The 25,636-nt window shown below is 70.3% G+C and carries 24 protein-coding genes; 14 read left to right on the top strand and 10 right to left on the bottom strand.

Annotated elements, in window-relative coordinates:
- Position 1: 1 nt before the first annotated feature.
- From pspAB to ACWEF2_RS13070, 4 genes are all read left to right on the top strand, one after another.
- Positions 2-574 carry a PspA-associated protein PspAB gene (gene pspAB / locus ACWEF2_RS13085; protein ID WP_453814790.1) on the top strand — a complete coding sequence of 191 codons (573 nt, stop codon included), beginning with the start codon at positions 2-4 and terminating at the stop codon, positions 572-574.
- Positions 575-577: 3 nt separating this feature from the next.
- Complete coding sequence (locus ACWEF2_RS13080) at positions 578-2,044, top strand: alpha/beta fold hydrolase (protein ID WP_453814788.1); 1,467 nt, start codon at positions 578-580, stop codon at positions 2,042-2,044.
- 96 nt (positions 2,045-2,140) lie between these two features.
- Entirely contained in the window at positions 2,141-4,570 is a 2,430-nt protein-coding gene (locus ACWEF2_RS13075) for a protein kinase domain-containing protein (protein ID WP_453814786.1), read from the top strand.
- A 121-nt stretch (positions 4,571-4,691) separates the two neighbouring features.
- Entirely contained in the window at positions 4,692-5,402 is a 711-nt protein-coding gene (locus ACWEF2_RS13070) for an SIMPL domain-containing protein (RefSeq protein ID WP_453814785.1), read from the top strand.
- A gap of 143 nt (positions 5,403-5,545) precedes the next feature.
- Here ACWEF2_RS13070 and nadA read toward each other — a convergent pair whose 3' ends face one another.
- Positions 5,546-6,700 carry a quinolinate synthase NadA gene (gene nadA, locus ACWEF2_RS13065; protein WP_453814783.1) on the bottom strand — a complete coding sequence of 385 codons (1,155 nt, stop codon included), beginning with the start codon at positions 6,698-6,700 and terminating at the stop codon, positions 5,546-5,548.
- A 193-nt stretch (positions 6,701-6,893) separates the two neighbouring features.
- Here nadA and erpA point away from each other — a divergent pair, with 193 nt between their 5' ends.
- Positions 6,894-7,247 (top strand): iron-sulfur cluster insertion protein ErpA, encoded by a 354-nt coding sequence (gene erpA, locus ACWEF2_RS13060; protein ID WP_068894270.1) that lies wholly within the window; start codon positions 6,894-6,896, stop codon positions 7,245-7,247.
- Positions 7,248-7,439: 192 nt separating this feature from the next.
- Positions 7,440-8,426 (top strand): carbohydrate kinase family protein, encoded by a 987-nt coding sequence (locus tag ACWEF2_RS13055; protein ID WP_453814780.1) that lies wholly within the window; start codon positions 7,440-7,442, stop codon positions 8,424-8,426.
- Between the two features lie 139 nt (positions 8,427-8,565).
- Here ACWEF2_RS13055 and ACWEF2_RS13050 read toward each other — a convergent pair whose 3' ends face one another.
- Complete coding sequence (locus ACWEF2_RS13050; protein ID WP_355598534.1) at positions 8,566-8,835, bottom strand: sulfurtransferase TusA family protein; 270 nt, start codon at positions 8,833-8,835, stop codon at positions 8,566-8,568.
- Between the two features lie 25 nt (positions 8,836-8,860).
- A complete protein-coding gene (locus ACWEF2_RS13045) occupies positions 8,861-9,997 on the bottom strand; it encodes a cysteine desulfurase family protein (protein ID WP_453814778.1) in 1,137 nt (378 codons plus the stop codon).
- A gap of 168 nt (positions 9,998-10,165) precedes the next feature.
- Between ACWEF2_RS13045 and ctaC the strand changes: the two genes are divergently transcribed.
- The 4 genes from ctaC to ACWEF2_RS13025 all read left to right on the top strand — a co-directional run bounded on the left by ctaC (position 10,166) and on the right by ACWEF2_RS13025 (position 14,415).
- Positions 10,166-10,963: an aa3-type cytochrome oxidase subunit II gene (gene ctaC / locus ACWEF2_RS13040; protein WP_453814776.1), complete on the top strand. Its 798-nt coding sequence runs from the start codon at positions 10,166-10,168 to the stop codon at positions 10,961-10,963.
- Entirely contained in the window at positions 10,960-12,621 is a 1,662-nt protein-coding gene (gene ctaD, locus ACWEF2_RS13035; RefSeq protein WP_453814774.1) for an aa3-type cytochrome oxidase subunit I, read from the top strand. The genes ctaC and ctaD overlap by 4 nt, the downstream gene beginning before the upstream one ends.
- On the top strand, positions 12,618-13,013 hold the full coding sequence (locus ACWEF2_RS13030; protein WP_355598542.1) for a cytochrome c oxidase subunit 4: 396 nt from the start codon (positions 12,618-12,620) through the stop codon (positions 13,011-13,013). The genes ctaD and ACWEF2_RS13030 overlap by 4 nt, the downstream gene beginning before the upstream one ends.
- 205 nt (positions 13,014-13,218) lie before the next feature.
- Complete coding sequence (locus ACWEF2_RS13025; protein ID WP_453814772.1) at positions 13,219-14,415, top strand: Ig-like domain-containing protein; 1,197 nt, start codon at positions 13,219-13,221, stop codon at positions 14,413-14,415.
- A gap of 331 nt (positions 14,416-14,746) precedes the next feature.
- On the opposite strand, the gene qcrB is transcribed toward ACWEF2_RS13025, so the two are convergent.
- The 4 genes from qcrB to ctaE are packed head-to-tail and all read right to left on the bottom strand — an operon-like array spanning position 14,747 to position 18,939.
- The gene (qcrB, locus tag ACWEF2_RS13020) at positions 14,747-16,387 is read right to left on the bottom strand and encodes a cytochrome bc1 complex cytochrome b subunit (RefSeq protein WP_453814770.1); all 1,641 of its coding nucleotides are present in this window, start codon (positions 16,385-16,387) and stop codon (positions 14,747-14,749) included.
- Positions 16,384-17,496 carry a cytochrome bc1 complex Rieske iron-sulfur subunit gene (qcrA, locus tag ACWEF2_RS13015; protein WP_453814769.1) on the bottom strand — a complete coding sequence of 371 codons (1,113 nt, stop codon included), beginning with the start codon at positions 17,494-17,496 and terminating at the stop codon, positions 16,384-16,386. Before qcrA ends, qcrB begins: the two co-directional genes overlap by 4 nt.
- Positions 17,493-18,305 carry a cytochrome bc1 complex diheme cytochrome c subunit gene (gene qcrC / locus ACWEF2_RS13010; RefSeq protein WP_453814767.1) on the bottom strand — a complete coding sequence of 271 codons (813 nt, stop codon included), beginning with the start codon at positions 18,303-18,305 and terminating at the stop codon, positions 17,493-17,495. The genes qcrA and qcrC overlap by 4 nt, the downstream gene beginning before the upstream one ends.
- Before the next feature lie 16 nt (positions 18,306-18,321).
- Positions 18,322-18,939 carry an aa3-type cytochrome oxidase subunit III gene (gene ctaE / locus ACWEF2_RS13005; protein ID WP_355598552.1) on the bottom strand — a complete coding sequence of 206 codons (618 nt, stop codon included), beginning with the start codon at positions 18,937-18,939 and terminating at the stop codon, positions 18,322-18,324.
- A 195-nt stretch (positions 18,940-19,134) separates the two neighbouring features.
- Here ctaE and ACWEF2_RS13000 point away from each other — a divergent pair, with 195 nt between their 5' ends.
- From ACWEF2_RS13000 to ACWEF2_RS12990, 3 genes are all read left to right on the top strand, one after another.
- Positions 19,135-19,533, top strand: coding sequence for a response regulator (locus tag ACWEF2_RS13000; RefSeq protein ID WP_355598648.1), 399 nt, complete (start codon positions 19,135-19,137; stop codon positions 19,531-19,533).
- A 90-nt stretch (positions 19,534-19,623) separates the two neighbouring features.
- Positions 19,624-20,670, top strand: coding sequence for an anthranilate phosphoribosyltransferase (gene trpD / locus ACWEF2_RS12995; RefSeq protein ID WP_453814765.1), 1,047 nt, complete (start codon positions 19,624-19,626; stop codon positions 20,668-20,670).
- Positions 20,671-20,752: 82 nt separating this feature from the next.
- Positions 20,753-21,571, top strand: coding sequence for a sensor histidine kinase (locus tag ACWEF2_RS12990; protein WP_453814763.1), 819 nt, complete (start codon positions 20,753-20,755; stop codon positions 21,569-21,571).
- Between the two features lie 18 nt (positions 21,572-21,589).
- On the opposite strand, the gene ACWEF2_RS12985 is transcribed toward ACWEF2_RS12990, so the two are convergent.
- From ACWEF2_RS12985 to ACWEF2_RS12975, 3 genes are all read right to left on the bottom strand, one after another.
- The gene (locus tag ACWEF2_RS12985) at positions 21,590-21,877 is read right to left on the bottom strand and encodes an Lrp/AsnC family transcriptional regulator (protein ID WP_453814761.1); all 288 of its coding nucleotides are present in this window, start codon (positions 21,875-21,877) and stop codon (positions 21,590-21,592) included.
- A 43-nt stretch (positions 21,878-21,920) separates the two neighbouring features.
- Positions 21,921-23,633, bottom strand: a complete 1,713-nt coding sequence (locus ACWEF2_RS12980; RefSeq protein ID WP_453814759.1) for a DEDD exonuclease domain-containing protein — start codon at positions 23,631-23,633, stop codon at positions 21,921-21,923.
- A 179-nt stretch (positions 23,634-23,812) separates the two neighbouring features.
- A complete protein-coding gene (locus ACWEF2_RS12975) occupies positions 23,813-24,199 on the bottom strand; it encodes a transposase (protein WP_453814757.1) in 387 nt (128 codons plus the stop codon).
- Between the two features lie 226 nt (positions 24,200-24,425).
- Between ACWEF2_RS12975 and ACWEF2_RS12970 the strand changes: the two genes are divergently transcribed.
- The gene (locus ACWEF2_RS12970) at positions 24,426-25,628 is read left to right on the top strand and encodes a sensor histidine kinase (RefSeq protein ID WP_453814755.1); all 1,203 of its coding nucleotides are present in this window, start codon (positions 24,426-24,428) and stop codon (positions 25,626-25,628) included.
- Positions 25,629-25,636: the final 8 nt, after the last annotated feature.

Below are 25,636 nucleotides of genomic sequence, written 5' to 3'. Positions count from 1 at the left end.
GGTGGCCAGGTGGTGGGACGCGCTGCTGGGCCGTACCGAACCCGTCAGACCCGATCTGGACGCCCTGTTCGCACTGCCGGCGGCGGCGGTGACCCTGCAGGCCGCGACGGACCTGACGCCGGCCGGGCTGGGCTCGGTCTGCTTCCGCTCGGCCGAGGGCGGGGCGTTCACCACACTGGAGCACGACGTCGTCGATCTGCTCGCCGCCGGGGGCGGCCCGCCGGTCACCCGGTCCGAGGACTCCTACGGCTACACGTGGCTGCTGGTGCGCCGTACCCCCGATCAGGTCGGCGAGCTGGTCACCGACCTGCACGCGGTCAACTCCTCCCTTGAGGGTGCGGGTTTCGGCCCCTCCCTGCTCTGCTCGCTGATCTCCTTCGCCGACCGGGACGGGCACAGGCTCGCCCTGGTGTATCTCTACAAGCGGGGGACCTTCTATCCGTTCGCGCCGCTCTCCGGCGGGCACAGGGACAACGCGCTGGAACTTCAGGTACGCGCCGCGCTTGAGGGGGAGCTGAGGATCGAGCCCGACCTGGGCCGCTGGTTCCCCCTCTGGGGCGCCCCCGGGCTGTGAGCGGTGGGTTCCCGCCGAAGGGTGCCCCCGGCCGCCGCCTGCGCCTTCGTCCTGGCGGGCCTGTGCTACAGCGCCTGGGTGCCGTTGCAGTTTCTCAACCCCGGGATCGACCGGGTCTGGGCCTACGTCAGCGAGCTGGCCGCCGCCGACCAGCCGTGGTCGTGGCTGGTGCGGGCCGCCGACGTGGCGGCCGGGCTCGCCTGCCTGGCCGGGGTGGCCCTGGCGCCCGACGGCCGCCCCGACAGGGCCGGGACGGCCGGCTGGCTCGGCCTCGCGCTGTTCGGAGGGATGACGGTGCTGGACGCCGGTCTCTTCCCGCTGGACTGCGCCTCGCTGAGCGATCCGTCGTGCGCGGCGGCCGAGGCCGCGGGCAGGGTCTCGGCCGCCCACCGGATCCACGCGGTGGTCAGCTCCCTGGCGCTCGCCGGGGTGGCGGTCAGTCTCGTGGCGCTGCCGGTGAGCGCGCTGCGGCGGCACAGGTGGCGGCACCTCGCCTGCGGCGGGGCCGCGCTGGCCTCTCTGATGGCCGTCGCCACGGTGTGGACCCTCGCCGTGGTGGCGGCCGGTCCCAGCGGCCCGGTGGGGGTCGCGCAGCGTTTCCAGCTCGGGGTCGTCGCGCTCTGGCTTCTGCTGCTGGGGGTCGCCCTGGCGTTGGACAGGACCCCGGAACCCCCGCCGACGGCGCACATCCTGCCGGAGGGGGCCGGGAGACCACCGGTGCTGATCTGCGCGGGGATGGCCGGGGCATGGTTCCACTGGGACCGGGTCGCCGCCGCTCTGAGCCGCGACCACGAGGTGATCCGTTTCGACCGGCCGGGGCTGGGGCTCAGCTCGGGCCACCTCGGGCCGCCCACGCTCGGTGAGGAGGCCGACCGGATCGCCGCGCTCGCCGGGACCGGGGCGGTGGTGGTGGGGCACTCGGTCGCCGGCCTGCACGCCGAGGCGTTCGCCAGGCTCCACCCCGGGCAGGTGGCCGGGCTGGTCCTGGTCGATCCCAGCTGTGAGCGCGCCCCGAGGGCTCGCGCCGGGCCGTGCGGGGCCGCGGTGCGGGCCGTACAGCGGGCCCTGCCCGCCCTGGGCCGCACCTTCGGCGCCACCGCGCTCGCCTACCCGGTGCTGCCCCTGGCGCACCGTCTCCTCATGGGGACATCCGGTCAGGGCCGTACGGTGTACGGCAGGGGTCGGGTGCTGGCCGCCGCGCTGGCCGAATGGCTGGCCTACCCGGACATGGCCGCCGCGCTCGGCGAGCTGCGCGCGAGCCGTCCCTTCCCGCGGATCCCGGTCGTCGTTCTCAGCGCCGGTCCCGAGGACCCCTGTCACCGCGACCTCGCCCGGCTGCTGAACGCCCGGCTGGTCACCCTTCCCGGCGTCGGGCACCAGGTCCAGCTCGAACGCCCCGAGGTGATCGTCGAGGCCGTCCGGACGCTCGGCGGTCACCACGACGGGCGGCCGGACGGTCGCCGCGGGTAGTTGGTTTCGGTCCGCCCCCTCCGGGATTGATGCACCGGTTGTGATTCTTTGCCGTCACAATGGACCGTAAAAATATGCCAAAGGGAGGGTATGGGTATGCCGGACCTTGCGTCCTTGCGGCCGGGAGACCCCGAGCGGGTGCGGGAGTATCGGCTCACGGCGAGACTCGGCGAGGGCGGTCAGGGAACGGTCTATCTCGGCGTGTCGCCCACCGGTGCCCGGGTCGCGGTCAAGCTCCTGCGCGCCGATCTCGCGCAGGACGAGGAGGCGCTGGAGCGCTTCGTGCGCGAGGTGGGCACCGCCCAGCGGGTCGCGCCGTTCTGCACCGCCGCGGTGATCGACACCGGGGTCGACCGGCACCGTCCGTACATCGTCAGCGAGTACATCGACGGCCCGACACTGGCCGAGATCGTGGCCGCGGAGGGGCCGCGTGCGGGCTCGGCGCTGCACCGGCTGGCGATCGGCACCGTGACCGCGCTCGTCGCCATCCACCAGGCGGGCATCGTGCACCGGGACTTCAAGCCGTCCAACGTGCTCCTCGCCCCCGACGGCCCCCGAGTGATCGACTTCGGTATCGCCAAGGCCCTCGACCGGACCTCCACGCTGACCGCCACGGCGATCGGCACCCCCTCCTACATGACCCCCGAGCAGCTGGCCGGGGAGAACGCCGGGCCGTCCGCCGACATGTTCGCCTGGGGCTGCACCATGGTCTTCGCGGCCACCGGCCGGCCGCCGTTCGGCGTCGACAGCCTGCCCGCGATCTTCAATCGGATCATGAACATGGAGCCCGATCTGCGGGCCATCGCCGATCCGGCGCTGCGGGACCTGGTCGGGCACTGCCTGTCCAAGGACCAGGCCCGGCGCCCGACGGCGGGGGAGGCCCTGCTGCGGCTGCTTGGCCACACCGGCGGCGCACCGGGAGCGCCGGGGGCGCCGGGGACCCAGACGCCCACCGCGCCCCGGGGCATCCTCGCCGAGGGCTCGGCCGCCGCCGCGCAGCGGACGGGCCCCGGCTCCGGCGGCCACCCCCCGCCCCCGCGGGACGGCCACACCCAGCGTGCCGACCACCTTCCGCGGGACGGCCACACCCAGCGTGCCGCCGCCCACCTCCCGCAGCCTGCCCTTCTCCCGCAGGACGGCCACCCTCCGCAGGGCGGATACCCTCCGCCTCCGCAGGGCGGCCGGCCGCAGCCTCCACAGGCCGGATACGGCCAGGCCGGCCATCCGCAGCAGACCGGGCCGCGAGGCCCGCAGGGGCTCCCGAGCCCCGGACCCGGGCCGGGAGGTTATCCGCCCCGGCAGACCGGGCCGGGGCATCCGCGGCAGGCCGGGCCCGGCTACCCGCAGCTCCACGGTTACCCGCAGCCCCACGGTGGTCCGCCGACCCACCCGTCCCAGGGAGGCCCGCAGCCGTTCCACGGGGCTCCGCCGTACCGGGGGCCGGGGGCGGCCGGGTCCGGACGTGGGCGCGGGGTCTGGATCGCGGTCGGTGCGGGACTCGTGGTCACACTCGCCGTGGCGGGAGGGGTCACGCTGGCGCTGCGGGCCGGCACGTCCGGCCCGGTCGTCACCCGGGCTGCCGGCGGCGACGACGTGCCCACGCCCTCCACCCCCACCGTCTCCGATCCGCCCCGGGCGACCAGGACGATCAAGCTGCCGGGCGGTTCGACCACGGTCCAGGAGAGCGACGACGACCCGATCAAGCTCACCTCCTACAGCCTCGACTGGGACAAGAACCTCTATGTCCGCACCTTCGGCGGCAGCACCTTCACCAAGAACGACAAGTACTTCCAGTACACGGTGAACGCCTCGGGCACCCAGGCGCTGGCCACCGACAAGGTCTACGACGCCGACAGCTACGCCGTCGTCTCGGTCGTCGACCGGAAGTCCGGCGCGGTGACCCGGATCAGGATCACCAAGGCGCCCGTCTACCCCACCCTCCCGCAGTGGTCCCCGGACGGCACACGGGGCCTGGTGACGCTCTACGAGGCGGTGGGGAGCACCAGCAAGGAGTACGGCTACGCGGTCATCGACGTCGCCGGGAAGAAGGCCAGGATCGTCCGCGTGAAGGAGAGGGACGCGGGCAAGTGGAGTTACTTCTGGCGGGGGGACGGCAGGGCCGTCGGGACCTGGGCGCTCGCCGGCAAGACCCAGCGCATCCGCTTCTACGACCTGCGGGGCACCGTGCTGCAGACCCTGCTCGACGTGGGCACCCCGGTCACCGTGGAGGGCGACGACATCTCCCCGTCGGGCACGCTGCTCATGACCTACTGCAAGGAGACCGAGCGGGAGATCTGCGTCTGGTCGACCACCACGGACGCGGAGGCCCGGTTCAGGATTCCGTTCGCCACCGAGCGGCTCATCGGCTGGTACGACGACCAGCACATCGCCGGCTGGCGGCGCAAGGGCACCGGCTTCGAGGCCGTGGTGATCGACTTCCAGGGGCGGGTGAAGCGGGTGCTGGCCACCAGCACCGACGCCAAGGAGTATGAGAAGCAGTTCATGCGTTTCACCCGGGAGCGCTGAGACGGCCCGCCCCGGCCGGCGGCCGGGGCGGGCCGTAATCCGATCTTCAAGACATGGCAGGGCACACCGGCGCCTCCCCGGCGCCGCCCCCGCCCCGTGATGCCATGAGCCTATGATCAAGATGTCTCATACCGTGGCCCTGGCCACTCTCGCCGCCACGGCGATGTTCGGCGGGGTCGCGTTCGCCGACTCCGGCTCCGGCACTGCGAAGGTGGTCATGGACGAAGGACGGTCCCAGGTAACGGTCGTCGGGGAGGGGAACCTGGCCGCCGTCCCCGACACCATGCGGCTGAACGCCGGGGTCGAGGTGCGCCGGGGCACCGCGGGGCAGGCCTTCGCCGACGCGCGCAAGGCCGCGGCCAGGCTGACCAGGGCGCTGCTCAGGGCAGGGATCGACTCCAAGGACCTGCGGACCAGCGAGCTGTCCCTCGGCCCCGAGTACGACACCTACCCCAAGGTCTCCGGCTACCGGGCGGCGCAGGGGGTCGAGGCCGTGGTGCGCGACGTCGAGAGCGCGGACAGGGTGATCGAGGCCGCGGTGGCCGTCGGGGAGGAGACCCGGCTGAACGGTGTGTCCTTCGAGGTGTCCGACAGCCGCAGGATGCTCAGGGCGGCGCGGGACGCGGCGTTCAAGGACGCCAGGGCCCGTGCCGAGCAGTACGCCCAGCTGTCCGGCCGCGAACTGGGCCCCGTCCTGACGATCAGCGAGGAGAGCGTCACGCCACCCCGGCCGACGACCTTCGGCGCGGGCATGGCCGCCGACAAGAGTTCGATCAGTCCCGGTCAGCAGGGCGTCTCGGTCACCGTGCGGGTGGTCTACGAGCTGAGGTAGTCCCCGTCCCGGAGGCCCCGGAGGCCCCGGAGGCCGGGGAGAGGCCTGAGGCGTCCCGGGAGACGGGCCCCGGCGGCGTGAACCGCCGAGGACCCGTCTCCGGGGCCGGGCTTCGAAAGAGCCCCGGAGAGCCCCGGAGAGGCTCAGGGAAGGGCCAGCATCCGGTCCAGGGCCACCTTGGCCCAGTGGGTGGTGTCGGCGTCCACGGTGATCTGGTTGACCACCTGACCGGCCGCGAGGGACTCCAGCGCCCACACCAGATGCGGCAGGTCGATCCGGTTCATCGTCGAGCAGTAGCAGACGGTCTTGTCGAGGAATGTCACGTTCTTGTCGGGGAACATCTGTCCGAGCCGCTTGACCAGGTTGAGTTCGGTGCCCACCGCCCAGGAGGAACCGGCCGGCGCCTCCCGGAGCGTTCCGATGATGTATTCGGTCGAGCCGACGTAGTCCGCCTTGGTGACCACCTCGTGCCTGCACTCGGGGTGGACCAGCACGTTGACGCCACTGATCCTCTCGCGCACGTCGTCCACGCACTCGGGGGTGAAGCGGCCGTGCACCGAGCAGTGCCCCTTCCACAGGATCATCCGCGCGTCGCGGAGCTGCTCGGCGGTCAGCCCGCCGTTCGGCCGGTGCGGGTTGTAGACGACGCAGTCGTCCAGCGACAGGCCCATCTCCAGCACCGCGGTGTTCCGCCCCAGGTGCTGGTCGGGCAGGAACAGCACCTTCTCGCCACGGGAGAACGCCCAGTCGAGGGCGCGCCCGGCGTTGGACGAGGTGCACACCGCGCCGCCGTTGCGCCCGCAGAACGCCTTGATGTCGGCGCTGGAGTTCATGTAGGTGACCGGGACCGTGACCTCGGAGATCCCGGCGTCCTCCAGCACCTCCCAGCACTCCTCCACCTGGTCGAACGTGGCCATGTCGGCCATCGAGCAGCCGGCGGCGAGGTCTGGCAGCACGACCTTCTGGGAGTCGCCGGTGAGGATGTCGGCCGACTCCGCCATGAAGTGCACGCCGCAGAAGACGATGTACTCGGCGTCCGGCCGGGCAGCCGCCTCCCTGGCGAGCTTGAAGGAGTCACCGGTCACGTCGGCGAACTGGATGACCTCGTCGCGCTGGTAGTGGTGCCCCAGCACGAAGACCCGGTCGCCGAGCGCGGACCTGGCCCGCCTGGCACGCTCCACCAGCGCCGGGTCGGAGGCCGCGGGCAACTCGCCGGGACAGTCGACCCCGCGCTCACTGTGTGGGTCGGTCCCCGTGCCGAGGACGAAAAGCGGAAGGCCGGTCTCGGTGGTCGTCACGACCACACCCCCTTATCGTCGAACTGACGACTAATAATGACACACACGGTGATGGGATTTATTCCGGGGTCGGACGACGGTCGTGAGCCCAGGAATGTGTAGTCGTCGGCGCGTGTTGGTAGCGTCTAAGAAGGACGTCACAAACAGACAGCCGTTCCAGGCGGGCGGTTGACGCAGACGCGGGAGTCACCACATGTCGGTTGAGAGCAGCGAGACCACGGCCCAGGGCCTGATCCTCAGTGACGCGGCCGCGGCCAAGGTCAAGAGCCTGCTGGAGCAGCAGGGTGAGGAAGGCCTCCAGCTGCGCGTGGCCGTGCAGCCCGGAGGCTGCTCCGGCCTGCGCTACCAGCTCTTCTTCGACGACCGCTCGATGGACGGGGACGTCGTCACGGACTTCAACGGTGTCAGTGTGGTCACCGATCGGATGAGCGCCCCGTATCTCGTGGGCGCCACGGTCGACTTCGTCGACACGATCGAGAAGCAGGGCTTCACGATCGACAACCCGAACGCCACCGGCTCCTGCGCCTGCGGAGATTCGTTCAACTAGTGCCCTGATCCGCCCGTACGGCCGCGAGCGGGCGGGACGGGCGTCGCGCGGAGGCCCCGCGAGGTGGAGAACCCGTCACCTCGCGGGGCCGCCGCGCGTCTACGCCGTCGCGTATTCTTGCGGGGCTCCGATGCAATTCCCGCTGTTCCCATGATCCGTTTCCATGATGCTGACAACGAGGAGAACGACCCCGTGCGCATCGCCGTCACCGGCTCAATCGCGACCGATCATCTGATGATTTTCCCTGGCCGCTTCGGCGACCAGCTCATCGCCGACCAGCTCGACCGGGTCTCCCTGTCGTTCCTCGTGGACGACCTGCAGATCCGCCGTGGCGGCTGCGCGGCCAACATCGCCTTCGGCATGGGCTGCCTGGGACTGCGGCCCGTCCTGGTCGGCGCGGTCGGCGCGGACTTCGCCGACTACCGATCCTGGCTGGAGCGGCACGGCGTCGACTGCGACTCCGTGCACACCTCCGAGGTCCACCACACCGCCCGGTTCCTGTGCACCACCGACGAGGAGCACAACCAGATCTCGTCGTTCTACACCGGCGCGATGGCCGAGGCCAGGCTGATCGAGCTGGGTCCGATCGCCGACCGGCTCGGCGGCCTGGACCTGATCCTGGTCAGCCCCAACGACCCCGACGCGATGCTCCGCCACACCGACGAGGCCCGCAGCCGTCACGTCCCGTTCGCGGCCGACCCCTCACAGCAGCTGGCCCGCATGCCCGGCGAGGACATCCGGAGGCTGATCGACGGCGCCGCCTACCTGTTCGGCAACGACTACGAAAAGGGGCTGATCGAGCAGAAGACCGGCTGGTCCGACGGGGAGATCCTCGACCGGGTCGGCGTCCGTGTCACCACGCTCGGCCCCAAGGGCGCCGTGATCGACCGCAGGGGTGAGCCGTCCCTGCACGTCTCGCCCGCCCCCGAGCTGGGCAAGGCCGACCCCACCGGGGTGGGCGACGCCTTCCGCTCGGGCTTCCTGGCGGGGGTCGCCTGGGAGCTGCCCTTGGAACGTTGCGGCCAGATCGGCAACCTCACGGCCACCCACGTCCTGGAGCGCATCGGCTGCCAGGAGTACGAGCTGGGCCAGAGGGCGTTCCTCGACCGCTTCGCCGGAGCCTACGGTGCCGACGCCGCCGCAGAGGTGGCCGTCTCGGTGAAGTGCCACTACGCCTGAGTCCTGTCCGCCGTCTCCCGGCCCCGGCCGAGCCCCGGTGGCGCGTACGCGGCGCCCGGGTTCCACCCGGTAACCGGCCCCGGCCCGCCCCGCGGTGCGCGGCGGGCCACGGCCCGGGGCGGGGGCCTGGAGGCGCGGGTCAGTAGTTGCGCCGTACGTGGATGGCCCAGCCGCCCTCGGGAAGCTCGTGGCTCGCCACGTGGTGGTGCGACTTCAGCCGGCACCACGCCGGGATGTCGGTGAACGCCGCCGGATCGTCGGCCAGGACCGAGACGATCGCGTTGCGCGGAACCTGGTTGATCTGCTCGGCGAGCATGATGATCGGGATCGGGCACTTCTTGCCCAGCGCGTCGATGGTCAGCGCCGGAGGCTGGGTGGATCCCTCCGTGGCGGCCTGTGCGGACGTCATGAGGTCTTCACTCCCCAGATGTTGATCACGACTTTACCCCCGCATCCTCGCGAATCCTCCTCACCATGTCCGGGAGAACGGCGACAAGGCGATCGACGTCGGTCGCCGACGTGCCCTGGGGCAGCGATACCCGGACGTTCCCATGCGTAAGCACGCCCATGGCCTCCAAAACATGTGATGGACGAAGCGTACTGGCCGTGCATGAGCTGCCGGACGATACCGCGAATCCTGCCTTGTCTAATTCCGTCAGCAAAGCCTCACCTTCCACGTAAAGACACGAAAAGGTGACGATATGAGGAGCTCGTGCGACGGGGTCGCCGATCACCTCGACGTCGGGAACGCGTCCGGGCACCTCGGTTCTGATCCGTTCCACCAGCGCCGAGAGCCGTGCCGACTCCTGGGCCGACTCGGCGGCCATGGCGCGCAGCGCGGCGGCCGACGCGACGATCGCCGGCACGTTCTCGAAGCCGGGGACCCTGCGGCGCTCGCGCTCGTCCTCGGGGAGAGGGCTCCGCCAGCGGGTGCCCTTGCGGACCACCAGCACGCCGACGCCCGCGGGGCCGCCCCACTTGTGCGCGCTCGCCGTCAGCACCGACCAGCCCCCGGGCAGGGGCATCCGGCCCGCGGTCTGCGCCGCGTCCACCAGCAGCGGCACACCGGCCTCGGCGCACGCGGCCGCCGCCTCGGCGACGGGCTGGACCGTTCCGACCTCGTGGTTGGCACTCTGCAGGCAGGCCAGCGCCGTCCCCTCGGCCAGGACCGCCTCCCGGAAGGCGGCCGGGTCCACCGCCCCGGTGCGGCCGACACCGACCGTCTCGACCGAGCCGCCGTCGCGCTCGTGGACCCCGGCGGCGTGCAGCACGCTGGAGTGCTCGACGGCCGAGGTCACCAGGCGGCGCCCCGCCCGGCGCCGGCCGTGCAGGGCGCCGAGCACCCCCAGGTGCACGGCCTGGGTGCCCGAGGTGGTGAAGGCCACCTCGTCCGGCCGGGCCCCGAGCACCTCGGCCACCTCGGTACGCGCCTGCTCCAGTAGCATCCTTGCCCGGCGGGCGGGACCGTACAGTCTTGCCGGGTCGGCCCAGCCGACGTCGAGCGCCGCGATCAGAGCCTCGCGTGCCTGAGGGTGCAGCGGCTCGGTGGAGGCCGCGTCGAAGTACGCCACGCCCCAATGGTCGCATCACGCGCGGCGCAATCGGGGGCTGCGCGGGGGGGCGGGGGCGGTCCGCGCTAATGTGTCCCCCAGCGTAAAGCTGTGAACTACAAGTTGTGAATATGAACAAACGACCGCCCAGGAGCGACTCCTGGGCTTCATCTGTGGGGTAGGCGATCCGTGAGTCCGACCCGCCGTTCCGCACGGCGTCCGTTGGCCCGCCGCCGGGTGCCACGCGCTGCCGCTCTGGCGCTGCTGATGGTGTCCGCAACGGCGTGCAGTGCCGAAGAGTGGTCCCGAGGCGGCATGCCCGAAGGCATCACCAAGCAGGCCGAAACCGTTCAGAATCTATGGAACGGATCCTGGATCGCCGCTCTCGCCACCGGTCTGGTCGTGTGGGGCCTGATCCTCTGGTCCGTGGCGTTCCACCGCAAGAGGAAGAACTCCAAGGAGGAACTGCCGCCCCAGGTGCGCTACAACCTCCCGATTGAGATCCTCTACACGGTTGTGCCCATCATCATGGTCGGCGTCTTCTTCTTCTTCACCGCGCGGGACCAGAACTACGTCAACGCGATCTCCGGGCAGGCCGAGGTGAAGGTCAAGGTCGAGGCCTTCCAGTGGAGCTGGCGCTTCACGACGGACTACAACGGCAAGAAGACCGAGGTTGTCGGCAAGCCCGTCAGTGAGTACACCCAGGGGCCGCAGCTGATCCTCCCGGTCGGTAAGAAGGTCGAGTTCGACCTCGTCTCGCCGGATGTCATCCACTCCTTCTGGGTGCCCGCCTTCCATTTCAAGCGTGACGTCATCCCGGGTGTGGAGAACAGGTTCGAGGTGGAGACGCTGAACAAGCCGGCGGTCTACGCCGGTCGCTGTGCCGAACTGTGCGGTGTGGACCACAGCCGGATGCTCTTCTCGGTGAAACTCGTCTCGCAGGCCGAGTTCGACCAGTACATCGCTACTCAGGCGGGTGCCCAGTGACCGCACTTAACGAGCCCATCTCCCTCACGGTGGCGCCGACCCGCAAGGGGTCGGTCATCGCGAAGTGGCTTTCGTCCACCGATCACAAGATCATTGGACATCTCTACCTCATCACCTCCTTCGCGTTCTTCCTGATCGGCGGCGTCATGGCGCTGATCATGCGGGCCGAGCTGGCGCAGCCGGGTCTGCAGATCACCAGCGCCGAGCAGTTCAACCAGCTGTTCACCATGCACGGCACGGTCATGCTGCTCATGTTCGCCACGCCGCTGTTCGCCGGCTTCGCCAACGAGCTCATGCCGCTGCAGATCGGCGCGCCGGACGTGGCGTTCCCCCGGCTGAACATGGTGAGCTTCTGGCTGTTCCTGTTCGGCAGCCTCATCGCCCTGTCGGGCTTCCTCACCCCGGGCGGCGCGGCCAGCTTCGGCTGGTTCGCCTACACCCCGCTGTCGAACGCGATCAGCTCGCCCGGTATCGGCGGCGACCTGTGGATCATGGGCCTCGCCATCAGCGGCCTGGGCACCATCCTCGGCTCGGTCAACTTCGTCACCACGATCATCTGCATGCGCGCGCCCGGCATGACGATGTTCCGGATGTCGATGTTCACCTGGAACGTCCTGCTCACCGCGATCCTGGTGCTGATGGCCTTCCCGGTGCTCGCCGCCGCGCTGCTGGCCCTGGAGGCCGACCGCAAGCTCGGCACGCGCATCTTCGACTCGGCCACCGGCGGTGCGATGCTCTGGCAGCACCTGTTCTGGTTCTTCGGCCATCCCGAGGTGTACATCATCGCCCTGCCGTTCTTCGGCATCGTCACCGAGGTCCTGCCCGTCTTCAGCCGCAAGCCGCTCTTCGGCTACATCGGCCTGGTCGGCGCGACCATCGCGATCGCCGGTCTGTCGATCACGGTGTGGGCGCACCACATGTACCCGACCGGCAAGGTGCTGCTGCCGTTCTTCTCGTTCATGACGTTCCTCATCGCGGTGCCGACCGGGGTGAAGTTCTTCAACTGGCTCGGCACGATGTGGCGTGGCCATCTGACCTTCGAGTCGCCGATGCTGTTCTCCATCGGCTTCCTGGTCACCTTCCTGTTCGGCGGTCTGACCGGTGTCATCCTGGCCTCGCCGCCGCTGGACTTCCACGTCGCGGACTCCTACTTCGTGGTGGCCCACTTCCACTACGTCGTCTTCGGCACCGTGGTCTTCGCCATGTTCGCGGGCTTCTACTTCTGGTGGCCCAAGTTCACCGGCAAGATGCTCAACGACACCCTCGGGAAGATCCACTTCTGGACGCTGTTCATCGGCTTCCACACCACGTTCCTGGTGCAGCACTGGCTCGGCGCGGCCGGCTTCCCCCGTCGCTACGCCGACTACAGCCCGATCGACGGCTTCACCGATCTGAACATGGTCTCCTCGGTCGGCGCGTTCCTGCTCGGCGCCTCCACACTGCCGTTCCTCTACAACGTCTGGCACACCCACAAGAACGCCCCGAAGGTCACCGTGGACGACCCCTGGGGCTACGGCAACTCCCTGGAGTGGGCGACGTCCTGCCCGCCGCCGCGGCACAACTTCACCTCGCTGCCGCGCATCCGGTCCGAGCGCCCGGCGTTCGACCTCAGGCACCCGTACGTCTCGGCCCCTCGTGAGCTGGAGGAGAACCGATGAAGGTTCAGGGCTGGTTGTTCATCCTCTGCGGCGTCTTCTTCGCCGCGGTGGACGTCGTGTACTGGTTCTGGTCCAGGGAGCCGGTCGGCACGACGGCGATGGCCATCTCGGTGGGCTTCGCCTTCATGATCGGCTACTACCTGATGTACACGGCCCGCCGTATCGGGGACCAGCCGGAGGACAACAAGCAGGGCGAGATCAGCGACGGCGCCGGGGAGATCGGCTTCTTCAGCCCGCACAGCTGGTGGCCGCTCTTCGTCTGCCTGGCCGTCTCGCTCTGCGCGGTCGGCGTGGTCATCGGCTGGTGGCTGTTCCTGATCGGCGTCTTCGCGGTCATCATGAGCATGATCGGATTCGTCTTCGAGTACTACCGGGGGCAGTTCTCGCACTGACCCTCGGGGACGGCGCGGGCGGGGCACCTCAGACCGCCCCGCGCCGTTTCGCGGCCGAGAACGGGCCACGGGAAGCTTCCGTGGCCCGTTTTTTGGTGTTTATTGGGAACTCAGCATGGTTGTCATATGTGGCGCTCCGCTTACTACGGGTAATAACAGGATCAGTAGACCGGTCCTGAACAGGGGAGTACACGTGGGGCAGGCGATGCGTGGTTCGATTCAGGGGGCCGGGCTGCTGGCGCTGGTGCTGGTGGGTTCGTGTTCGACCGGCGGGGGCACCGCCGCGCGGGGCACGGAGGGCGCCGCGCAGTACGCCGACGCGGCGGTCAGCGTGGTTCCTCTCGACAGGTCGGGCAATGTGCCGACCGACGCGACGATTCTGGTCGCGGCCCGGGGCGGAACGCTGAAGAGTGTCACCGTGAAGGGCCGCAAGAACTCCCTGCCGGGCGAACTGAGCGCCGACGCCACCCAGTGGCGGAGCCGGGGCACCGCGCTTCCGGGGGCCTCCTACGAGGTCACCGCGGTGGCGGTGAACCCGTCCGGCAAGGTCACCCAGACGGTCACCTCCTTCTCCACGGTCAAGGCCGACAAGAGCTTCACCATTCAGGAGCTCCTGCCGAACAAGGAGATGACGGGTCTCACCGTCGGGGTCGGCATGCCGATCATGATCACCTTCGACCAGCCCATCACCGACCGTGTCTCGGTCGAGCGCAACCTGGTGGTGCGCACCTCCAAACCGGTCCTGGGCGCGTGGCACTGGTTCGACGACAAGACCGTGCACTTCCGCCCCAAGACCTTCTGGCCCGCCCACACCAAGGTCCGGGTCGAGGCTCACCTCGCGGGCGTCCGGGGCGGGAAGGGCCTGTACGGCAAGCAGAACCAGAACATCCATTTCAAGATCGGGCGTTCCCAGATCACCAGGGGCAGCACCCTCACCCACCACCTGACCGTCAAGCGCAACGGCAAGACCGTCAGGGAGATCCCGATGAGCGCGGGCCAGGGCGGCACCTGGAAGTACTACACGACCAGCGGCGTCCACCTGGCCATGTCCAGGGAGCCCGTCACCATCATGACCTCGCCCGGCATCGGCCCCGGCTCCGCGGGCTACTACCAGATGACCGTCTACAACACCGTCCGCATCTCCAACAGCGGGGAGTACGTCCACAGCGCCCCGTGGTCGGTCGGCTCACAGGGCTACTCCAACGTCAGCCACGGCTGCGTCAACGTCAGCCCCGGCAACGCCGTCTGGTTCATCGACAACACGCTGATCGGGGACCCGATCATCATCACCGGCTCGCCCCGCAAGCTGGAGCCCACCAACGGCTGGGGTCACTGGCAGGAGAACTGGAGGCAGTGGCTCAGGTGGAGCAGCGTCAAGTACTTCACCACCGAGTCCCTCTGAGCCGTCCCCGAGTCTCTCTGAGCTCCGAGTCCCTCTGAGCCGTCTCCGGGGTCTTGCGAGCCGTCTCCGCGGCCGGCCCCCGCCGTCCCGGGGGTCCGCCGGGCCCGCTCGGGTTTTCCCGGCGCCCGTCTCGGGAGAGCGTCCCGGGGGGTACGGGGAGGCTCTGAGGGGGCCGTGGGTGCCGGATGTCCCCTGGGTCGCCCCTTTCCTCGGCGGGCCGGTCGGCGGCCTGTGCGGGCCGTACGGCGCGCTGGAGGGGTGGTGGGGGACAGGGCGTGGAAAGCGGAAGGGCCCGGGCACCGTGAGGTGTCCGGGCCCTTCCTGTGGAGGGTCAGCGGGTGAGGGACTTGTCGTCCTTGCCCGGGCCGACCTCCGCGTGCTCGTCGTGACCGTGACCGTGCCCGTCGTCCAGCGGGATCTTCTCGCCGCCGTAGAGCTCGCTCAGCTTGGCGCGGAGCCTGCCGAGCGGGCCGCGCATCCCCTTGGACGGGATGCCGTCATCGTCGGTCCCGGTACCGGTGATCATCGGCACCGGCGTCTTGCCCCGCATGTGAGCCGCGATGGCCTCGTTCGACGGGACGTGGACCTCGATGTACTCGCCGTGCGGCAGACGCTTGATGACGCCCGACTCCACACCGTGGCCGAGCACCGCGGCGTCGCTGCGCTGCAGGCCCAGGCAGATCCGGTAGGTGACGCCGTAGGCGACCATCGGGCCGAGGAAGATCAGGACTCGTCCGATGTAGGTCGTCCAGTTCAGCGAGACGTGGAAGACCGAGGCGATCTCGTCGTTCGCGCCGAGCAGCCACAGCACACCGTAGAACGTGACCGCGGACATGCCGATCGCGGTGCGGTGCGGGTTGTTGCGGGGACGGTCGACCACGTGGTGCTCGCTGCGGTCGCCGGTCACCCACTGTTCGATGAACGGATACAGGGCCAGGCCCGTCATGATGACGCCCATCGGGAGCAGCGCCGGGATCAGCACGCTCATCGGCAGCGTGAAGCCCAGGACGTTGATCTCCCACGCGGGCATCAGGCGGAGCGAGCCCTCCAGGAAGCCCATGTAGAAGTCGGGCTGGGAGCCCGCCGAGATGTCCGCCGGCGTGTAGGGGCCGAACAGCCAGATCGGGTTGATCTGCGCGAAGGTGCCCAGCAACGCGATCACCCCGAACGTGAACATGAAGTACGCGCCCGCCTTGGCCATGAAGGCCGGGTAGAACGGGGCGCCCACCACGTTGGTGTTCGTCCGGCCGGTGCCGGGCATCTGGGTGTGCTTCTGCACCCACATCAGGATCATGTGGGCGGAGATGAGCGCCAGCAGGATGCCCGGGATGAGCAGGATGTGAAGCGAGTAGAACCGCGAGATCACGTCCTCGCCCGGGTACTCGCCGCCGAAGAGGAAGAAGGTGATCCAGGTGCCGACCAGCGGCAGCGAGATCGCCACGCCCTCGGTGATCCGCAGTCCGGCGCCGGAGAGCAGGTCGTCGGGGAGGGAGTAACCGGTCAGGCCCTCCAGCAGCGCCAGCGTCAGCAGGCCGACGCCGATCAGCCAGTTGAGCTCGCGCGGCTTGCGGTAGGCGCCGGTGAAGAACACCCGCAGCGCGTGCACCATCATGCCGGCGACGAACAGCAGGGCGGCCCAGTGGTGCATCTGCCGCATCAGCAGACCGCCGCGGACGTCGAAGCTGATGCTCAGCGTCGAGGCGTACGCCTCGGACATCATGATGCCCTTGAGCGGTTCGTACGAGCCCTCGTAGGCGACGTGGCCCATGGAGGGTTTGAAGAAGAACGTCAGGAACGTGCCGGTGAGCAGCAGCACGATGAACGAGTACAGCGCGATCTCACCGAGCAGGAACGACCAGTGGTCGGGGAAGACCTTCCGCAGGTTGCGCTTGAGGAAGTTTCCCGCGCCAAGGCGGTCGTCCAGGAAACTGCTTGTGCTCGCTATGGGCTTCGGAACGGCTCCGGTGCTCATGCGTGGCCTCCGTTCTCACGGACCTCGGCCTCGGCGTCGCCGCGCTCCCAGAAGCTGGGACCGGGGGGGACGGCGAAGTCGGCCGTGGCGACGAGGTACCCCTCATTATCCACGGCGATCGGAAGCTGGGGCAGAGGCCGGGCGGCCGGGCCGAAGATCACCTTGGCGCCGTCGGCGGCGTCGAAGGTCGACTGGTGGCACGGGCAGAGGATGTGGTGCGTGGTCTGCTCGTAGAGGGCCGCGGGGCAGCCGACGTGCGTGCAGATCTTGGAGTACGCGACGATCCCGTCGTGCGTCCAGTTCGCGTTCGTCCCGGACTTGATCTCTTCCGGGCGGAACTTGATCAGGATCAGTGTGGCCTTGGCCAGGGCGTTCAGGTCGTGTTCGTACCCTTCGGGCACGACGGACAGGATGCCGCCGGGGGAGTTGAAGTCCGCCGCGCGGATCGGCGCGCCGGTGCCCTCGACGACGAGCCTGCGGTCCTTGCCGTCCTTGGTCTTCCGGCCCCAGACGGTGTGCCGCAGCTCCTTCGGGAAGTCGGAGTAGGACGGGCCGAGGTCGCGCAGCAGCACCAGCGGGGCCAGGCCCAGCGGAGCCGAGGCGAGCAGCAGCGTACGGCGGAGCAGCGGGCGCTTGGCGATGCCGCTCTCGGCCGCGCCCTGCAGGAAGGTCTCGGCGACGTACTCCCTGGCCTCCGGCCCTGAGGCCATCGGGTGGCGTTCCTGGACCAGGTTGTATTTCGGCATGACCATGCGGACCCAGATCACGATGCCCGTGGCCAGCGCCAGCAGTGCCACCGTGAGCGTGCCGCCCAGGGCCAGCGTGGAGACCTTCGTCTTCTCGATGTCGCCGACCTGGAACACCACGTAGGAGACGATGAAGGCGATGCCCGCCAGCAGGGTGACGACGAAGCAGAGGGCGGCGAACCTCTCGCCCTTCTTCGCGATTCTCTCGTTCTGCGGGGTCACGCCGGGGACGTCGGGGACGCCCGCGGCGTCGTGCTCCTCGGCGCCGAGCAGGGACGTGCCCGCCGCGGGTGAGGGGGTGCCGATGACGCGCCGTGGCACGCGTTCCTCGGGCTGCTCGATGTCGTGGTCGTTGTCAGTCATTGGTGGGCCTGTCGCTTCTTCGCGGTGATCCAGATGGCGGCAAGGGCGAGCAGGCTGATGCCCACGATCCAGGCCACCAGACCCTCGGTTACCGGGCCGATGCGGCCGAGACCCGCGCCGCCCGGGTTGGGCTCCTCACGCACGCCCACGATATAGGCGATCATGTCCCGTTTCTCCTCGGGAGTGATGATGCTGTCGTTGAACACGGGCATCGCCTGCGGGCCGGTGATCATGGCCTCGTAGATCTGCGCCGGGCTGGCCTGGTCCAACGGCGGGGCGTACTTGCCCTGGGTCAGGGCGCCGCCGGAGCCGACGAAGTTGTGGCACTGGATGCAGTTCGCACGGAACAGCTCGCCACCCCTCGCCTTGTTCCCCTTGGCGGGGTCGACCTGCTCGGCGGTGGGGACGGTCGGGCCGCCGCCGAGAGACTGGATGTAGGCCGAGAGCTGCCTGATGGTGTCGCCGTTGACCCAGGGGGCCGGCGGCTTGCGCGGGGCCTGGGCGCCGGGGTTGGCCAGGGGCATACGCCCGCTGCTGACCTGGAAGTCCACGGCCGCCGCGCCGACGCCCACGAGCGTGGGGCCCTGCGCGGTGCCTTCGGCGTTCATGCCGTGGCAGCTGGAGCAGCTCTGCTCGAAGAGCTTCTTCCCCTCGGCGACGTCGTCGGCTCTGCCGGACGCGATGGCCGCGTCAGCCCGCTCGCTCGACGGGGCCAGGAGGGTGTAGAACCCTCCGACCAGCCCCAGGGCAAGAAGCAGGACGGCGTATCTCGCGAGGGGATGCCGCCGTCTAGCGGTGATCCTAGTCACAGAGATCCCCGATTCCTTAGTGAATGCCATAGATGGTTACGAAAAGGCCAATCCAGACCACGTCCACGAAGTGCCAGTAGTAGGACACGACGATCGCGCTGGTCGCCTGCTCACGGGTGAAGCGCTTCGCGGCGTACGTGCGTCCCAGCATGAACAGGAACGCGATCAGTCCACCGGTCACGTGAAGGCCGTGGAAGCCCGTGGTCAGGTAGAACACCGAGTCGTACGCGGAGTGCGACAGGGTGTGCCCCTCGTGAACCAGCTGGCTGTACTCGTACAGCTGACCGGCGACGAACACGGCGCCCATCAGGAAACTGACGAGGTACCAGAAACGCAGCTTGGCGACCTGGCCCTTCTCAGCTGCCCACACGCCCAGCTGACAGGTCACACTCGAAAGAACCAGGATGATCGTGTTGACCAGCGAGAACTGGACGTTCAAATGAGCCTCGGGCCAGGGGAATCCCTCGCCGAGGCTCACCGACCGGATGGTGAAGTACATCGCGAACAGCGCCGCGAAGAACATGAGCTCAGAGGACAGCCAGACGATCGTGCCGACGCTGACCAGGTCAGGCCTGCCGGACGAGTGTGCTGTCGTCGTCGATGAGATTGCGGATGCTGTCGCCACGGGCAGCATTATTGCGGCTCTCCCGGTCGGGTTGCCGCACGACCCCCCGGTAGCGGGGTCAAACACCCTCTCAAACTGCGATTATGAGGCAAATCACCCGGTGCTCTCTCCGACCTTGGGTCTCCGGGCGAGGTGACCGGTACCATCCCAGGTGACCGTACATCGACAAGGGATAGTGAGCGCACCTTGAGCACCGACGACAAGATGAGGGTCCTCGTTTACAGCGACGACGCGAGCACCCGAGAGAAGGTGCGGCAGGCACTCGGCCGGCGTCCGGCCGCCGACGTGCCCCTTGTGGAGATCGTGGAGTGCGCCACCCACGCCAAGGTCGTCCAGCACTTCGACTCCGGTGAGATCGACGTGGCCGTGCTCGACGCGGAGGCCCAGCCGGCCGGCGGCATGGGCGTGGCCCGCCAGGCCAAGGACGAGGTGTACGACTGCCCGCCGATCTGCCTGCTGATCGCCCGTCGCGACGACCGCTGGCTGGCCGAGTGGTCGCGGGCCGAGGCCGTCGTGGCGCAGCCGATCGACCCGGTCGTCCTGGCCGGCACCGTCGCGGACCTGATGCGCCGCCGCCAATCCACCCGGCTGACCGCCCGCTAGAGCCCCGCCCTCACCGCCCCACCCGGCTGACCGCCCGCTTAAAGCCCCCGCCCTCACCGGCCACCCGGTGGAACACCTTCTGGAGACCCCATGGACGCGCGCACCAGCTGGCCCGCGCTGTTGTCGGCCCTGCTCGTCGGTGAGCACCTGACAGCCGACGAGACCGCCTGGGCGATGAACGAGATCATGTCCGGCTCGGCCACGCCGGCGCAGATCGCCGGCTTCGCCGTGGCGCTGCGGGCGAAGGGGGAGACGGTCGCGGAGGTGACCGGGCTGGCGCGCACCATGCTGGAGCGGGCGGTCCCGCTGTCGGTGGCGGGTCCCGTCGTCGACGTCGTCGGCACCGGCGGCGACCGCGCCCACACGGTCAACGTCTCCACGATGGCCGCGATCGTGGCCGCCGCGGCGGGCGCGCGGGTGGTCAAGCACGGCAACCGGTCGGCCTCCTCCTCCTGCGGAGCCGCCGACGTGCTGGAGCACCTGGGGATCGTGCTCGACCTGTCCCCGGAGAACACCGCCAGAGTCGCCGTCGAGGCGGGCATCGCCTTCTGCTTCGCGCCGTTCTACCATCCGGCGTTCCGGTTTTCCGGGCCGCCGCGCAAGGAACTCGGCATCCCGACGGTCTTCAACTTCCTGGGGCCGCTGACCAACCCGGCCAGGCCCGCCGCCCAGGCGATCGGCATCTTCGACGCCGGCATGCTCCCCGTGGTCGCGGGGGTGTTCGCCGAGCGCGGCGTGTCGGCGCTGGTCTTCCGGGGAGACGACGGGCTGGACGAGCTCACCACCACGACGACCTCCACGGTCTGGGTGGTGCGTGACGGCGCCGCCCGGCGCACCGTCTTCGACCCGGCCGCGCTCGGCGTCCCCAGGGCCGCGCCGGACGCGCTGCAGGGAGGGGACGTGGCGTTCAACGCGCGGGCCGTACGCGACCTGGTCGGCGGGAAGACCGGTCCGGTCCGGGACGCGGTGCTGCTCAACGCCGCCGCCGCGCTGGTCTCCCTCGACGGCTCGGGAGACGACCTCACCGCCGCGATGGCCGCCGGATACGCCCGGGCCGGGCAGGCCGTGGACTCCGGCGCCGCGGAGGTCACCCTCGACCGCTGGATCGAGGCCAGCCAGGCGCTGAGGCCGTCCTGATCTCTCCGTCCCCTCACCGGGGGATCTTGCATCCGCCGGTGAGGGGATGTGGTCCCCGCGGGCGCCGTCCTAGATTGCGCCCATGTGGCGTGTCGACCTTCTGGCCGGGCGGATAGCGTTCGCCCTGCCCCTCCTCGTGGTCCTGGGGCTCTCCCTGGCCGTCGCGGGGCTCCTTCGCGAACGGCGGCTGCTGCTCCAGCGGCTCGACCGGGAGCGCGCCAAGGCCGCCGAGCGGCGGGAGGCCCTGGACCACGCGGCCGTCACGAGGGAACGCGTCCGGATCGTTCACGAACTGCACGACGTGATCGCCCACGGGGTCAGCATGATGACGCTGGGCGTCGGCGCAGGCCGGATGATCATGGAGCGTGACCCCTGCCGGGCCAGGGAGACCCTGCGGGTGGCCGAGGAGTCGGGCCGTCAGGTCCTGATGGAGCTCCAGCGCACGCTGAGCCTGCTGAACCCGGAGGACGGTCCCCCCGGGGTCCGGGCGCCCCAGCCCAAGCTGTCCGACCTGTGTGATCTGCTCGTCCAGGTCCGTGCCGCGGGCCTGCGGGCCGACGCGGTCACCGACGGCCGGCCCGCCGAGGTCGGCCTCGCCCTCGAACTGTCGGCCTACCGCATCGTCCAGGAGGCGCTGGGCAACACCCTCAGGCACGCGCGGGCCCGGTCGGCCCACGTCACCCTGCGCTGGCGGCCGGGCTTCCTCGACGTGCTGGTCCGCGACGACGGCCGTGCCGCCTCCGTGCCGCCCTTCGGCCCCGGCCTGCTCGGCATGCGCGAGCGCGCCACGATGTTCGGCGGGACGTTCGAGGCGGGGCCGCTGCCCGGCGGGGGGTTCGAGGTACGTGCCCGCCTGCCCACGGCGGGCGAGACGCGCCCGGGGGCCCACCGGCCGGGGTGAGTCATCTCGGGCGGGCCGTCAGTCGGAGTTGCCGAGACCGATCGAGAAGGCGGCCTCCAGGTCGTGCCGGGAGTAGGTGCGGAAGGCGATGTGCGTCTCGGTGTGCAGGACCCCGGCCACCTTGTTCAGCCGCCCGGGGATGACCTCGGCGATCTCCTCGTAGGCGGAGACCCGGACCATGGCCATCAGGTCGTACTCGCCGGTGATGGAGTACACCTCGCTGACCCCCTCGATCTCGGCGATCGTCTGGGCGACCTCGGGGATCCGGTCCACCTCGGCGTTGATGTGCACGATCGCGGTGATCACGGCTTCCTCCTCGTTTCCGACTGCCTGCTGTCCGTCGAAGCTATCAGCGCGGTGGACGGCCCTCGCGCAACCGGTGCGGCTCGCGTGCCTGGTAGGCGCGGTCGATGCGGGCCTTGAGCCGTCCGGCGCCGCCGACGGGCAGGCTCCACGTGCCCTCCACCTGCACCAGCCGCACGCCGGGACTCTCCAGCCAGCGCAGCACGCACTCGGTCTCCTCGGCGCCGGCGGCCGGCACCGGGCCGGGCCCCGGGACCACGGTCTCGGCGGTGGACACCAGCGCGTCCACGAACGGGGTGGGGTGGGCGCCCCGGGGCATCACCCCGGCCGAGACCAGCCGGCCGTGCCGGACGACGTGGATCTCCCAGTCGCCCGGGGCCGCCGGGGCCGCCGCGACCATCTGGGGGATCGAGGTGAGTGCCCGCAGCCGTTGCATGCGGGCCGAGGTGCGGATGTAGGAGGCGAGCCGGTCGCGGTCGGCCACCGCCTCCTCGTAGCGCTGATCGAGGGAGAGCCGCTCCATCCGGGCCTCGATCGCGGAGAAGACCGCGCCGGCGTCCAGTTCCATCGCCCGGCGGGCGGCCACGACGTGCAGGCCGTACTCCTCGACGCTCTGGCGGCCCTCGCAGGGCGCCCCGCACCTGCCCATCCCCGCGAGCGCGCAGGCCGGGCGGCCGGTGCGCGGAGTGATCCTGTCGGTGCACTGCCGCAGCGGGATCGCCTCGTGCAGCGCGGTGCGGGCGTCCTCGGCGGCGCGGACACCACCGAACGGGCCGAGGTAACCGGCGCCGTCGTCTCTGATCTCGCGCACGATCGACAGGCGGGGAAACGGCTCGTCGGTCAGCTTGAGCCAGACCATCCTCTCCGGAGAGCGCGACCTGCGGTTGTATCGCGGCTTGGCGGACCCGATCAGCCTGAGCTCCCTGACCTCCGCCTCCAGCGGCGTCGCGCAGACGATCGTGCGGACCCGCTCGGCGATGCCGACCATCTCGCGGATCCGGGGGCGGGTCTCGCTCGCGGTGAAGTAACCGCGCACGCGGTCGCGGAGGTTGACGCTCTTGCCGACGTAGAGCGGGTCGCCGCGCTCGTCCTCGAACACGTAGACGCCCGGCCCGGTCGGCACCGCGTCGGCCAGATGCCGCTTACGGCGCTGCCCCGCGGTGGGCGCGCGGACAAAACCCCTCAGCTCCTCCAGGGTCTCCACCCCGAAGGAGCCCGCCCGCTCCAGCAGCGCGTGGAGCACGTCCACGGTGGCCTGGGCGTCGGCGAGCGCGCGGTGGCAGGGCTCGGTCCTGCTGAAGAGCCGGGCCAGCGTGGACAGCTTGCAGTTCGGGACCTCACCGCGGTTCAGCAGCCTGCGGGCCAGGACGACGGTGTCGACCACCGGATGGGCCGGCGGGGGATACCCGTGGGCGGCACAGGCCGCCTTGACGAAGGCCAGGTCGAACCCCGCGTTGTGCGCCACCAGCGTGGTGCCCTCGGCGAACTCCAGGAACGACGGCAGCACCGCCTCGATCCTCGGCGCCGTGGCGACCATGGCGTCGGTGATGCCGGTCAGCACCGAGATGAACGGCGGGATCGGCGTCCCGGGGGCGACCAGCGTGCCGAACTCGCCGAGCACCTCACCGCCGCGGACCTTGACCGCGCCGATCTCCGTGATCGCGTGCTCGCCCGCGGAGACCCCCGTGGTCTCCAGGTCGAACACGACGAAGGTGATCTGGCTGAGCGGTGTGCCCAGCTCGTCCAGAGTTCCCTGCACGCTGTGCTCCACGGTTCACCACCATAGGAGTCCGTACTGACATTTACCGCCCCGGGTCCCCGGCCCATGTGACGGTCGTCGACGGCCGGCCCCGATCGCCGGGGTCGGCCTCTCCCGGTGCGGGAGCGCCCCGGCCCCTCGCGGTCCGGGGCGCGCGGCGCGTGGTTCACGGTGCGGGGTCACCAGTTCGCGATTTCGAACGTTCCTCCGGGCCGGATGTCCCTGGGCGGGGTGTGCCGGTGAGTCCCGGCGCTCGTGGATCCGGGGCCGGCCGTCAGGTCTCGGTCCCCGGCCTCGTCGCGGCCGGTCCGCAGGGCGTCCAGGATCGTCTCCCAGGTGCCGTCCGTCGACCAGCGGCGATGGCGGTTGTAGACGGTCTTCCAGCTGCCGTAGGTCTCCGGCAGCCTCCGCCAGGGGCAGGAGGTCCGGGCCCGGAAGAACACCCCGTTGATGATCATGCGGTGATCGGCCCACCGGTGCCCACGCCGGGGATGGGCGGGCAGTAGCGCTGCCAGCCTTGTCCACTCATCCTCGGTCAGATCATGACGCTTCAGTCGGTCGTCCACGACCACATGATCTACACCATTGGTGATGGAAGATCCACAGGATAGGGCTCAACCGTCTCTCGGGACCGCCTCTTCCTCAGGCCGTGCCCGCCGCGCACGGCGCCGGCCCGAGTGTGTCCGGCGCGACGCCCGCGAGAGGGGAGCCCCGGCGCGCCCGCGGAAGGACGGCGGGGCATCGGCTTCGGCCGGTGTCGGATCGGCCGGCACGGGCCTACTCTCGGAGAACGTGACGGAGTATCGGTGGTCGCCAGCCGCGGTCCTGCGCGGTGGTCTCGCGGGCGGGCGGTCCCCGGTGCGGCGCTCGGCCCGCGACTGGGCCGTCGACATCGTCATCTTCCTCATAGGCGCGGGGATGGGGCTTGTGGTGGCGCTGATGTTGCGCTCCGACACCTCCACGCCGCCGGCGGTCGTCCTCGCCGACCAGGTCGTGGGCGCGCTCGCCTGCGCCGCGGTCTGGCTGCGCCGCCGCCGGCCGGTGGGTCTCGCCTTCGCCCTCCTGCCGGTCTCGCTGCTGTCGAGCGTCGCCTCGGGTCCCATCTGCGTGGCGCTGTTCACCGTGGCCGTGCACCGGTCGTTCATGCTCGCCGCCCTGACGGGCGGGCTCTACCTGATCACGCTCGCGCTCTACATGTGGTGGCGTCCCGACCCCGACCTGCCCTTCACGCTGACGTTCGCGCTCTCCGCGCTGGTCTACCTGCTCTTGATCATCTGGGGCATGTTCGTACGGGCCAGGCGCCAGCTCGTGTTCTCGCTGCGCGACCGCGCCGAGCGGGCCGAGGTGAAGGCGGAGCTGCGGGTGGAGCGGGCCAGACGCCTGGAGCGCGAGCGCATCGCCAGGGAGATGCACGACGTGCTCGCCCACCGGCTCTCGCTGATCAGCGTGCACGCGGGCGCGCTGGAGTACCGGCCGGACATGGCGCCGCGGGACGTGAGCCGCGCGGCCGGTGTGATCCGGGCGGGGGCGCACCAGGCGCTGCAGGATCTGCGGGAGATCATCGGGGTGCTCCGGCTGGACTCCGGGGACACCACTCCCGACCGGCCCCAGCCCACCCTCGCCGACCTGCCGGGGCTGGTGGAGGAGTCCCGCCTGGCCGGCATGGAGGTGACGCTCGACATGCGGGTGGGCGACCCGGACGCCGCCCCCGCCCGCCTGGGCAGGAACGCCTACCGGATCGCCCAGGAGGGGCTGACCAACGCCCGTAAGCACGCCGCCGCCGCGCCGGTGGACATCGTCGTGACGGGCGGTCCCGGTGACGGGCTCACCGTTGAGATCGGCAATCTCGTGACGGCCGGGCACGCCATCCCGGGCAGTGGGGCGGGCCTGATCGGGCTCACCGAGCGTGCCGAGCTGATGGGGGGCCGTCTCGGCTACGGCAGGGGCCTCGACGGCCGGTTCCTGCTCAGCGCGTGGCTGCCCTGGACCCGGTGAGCGGACGG

It is taken from the genome of Streptosporangium sp. NPDC004631, from assembly GCF_053601935.1.
This window is presented reverse-complemented; position numbering and strand designations above follow the sequence as displayed.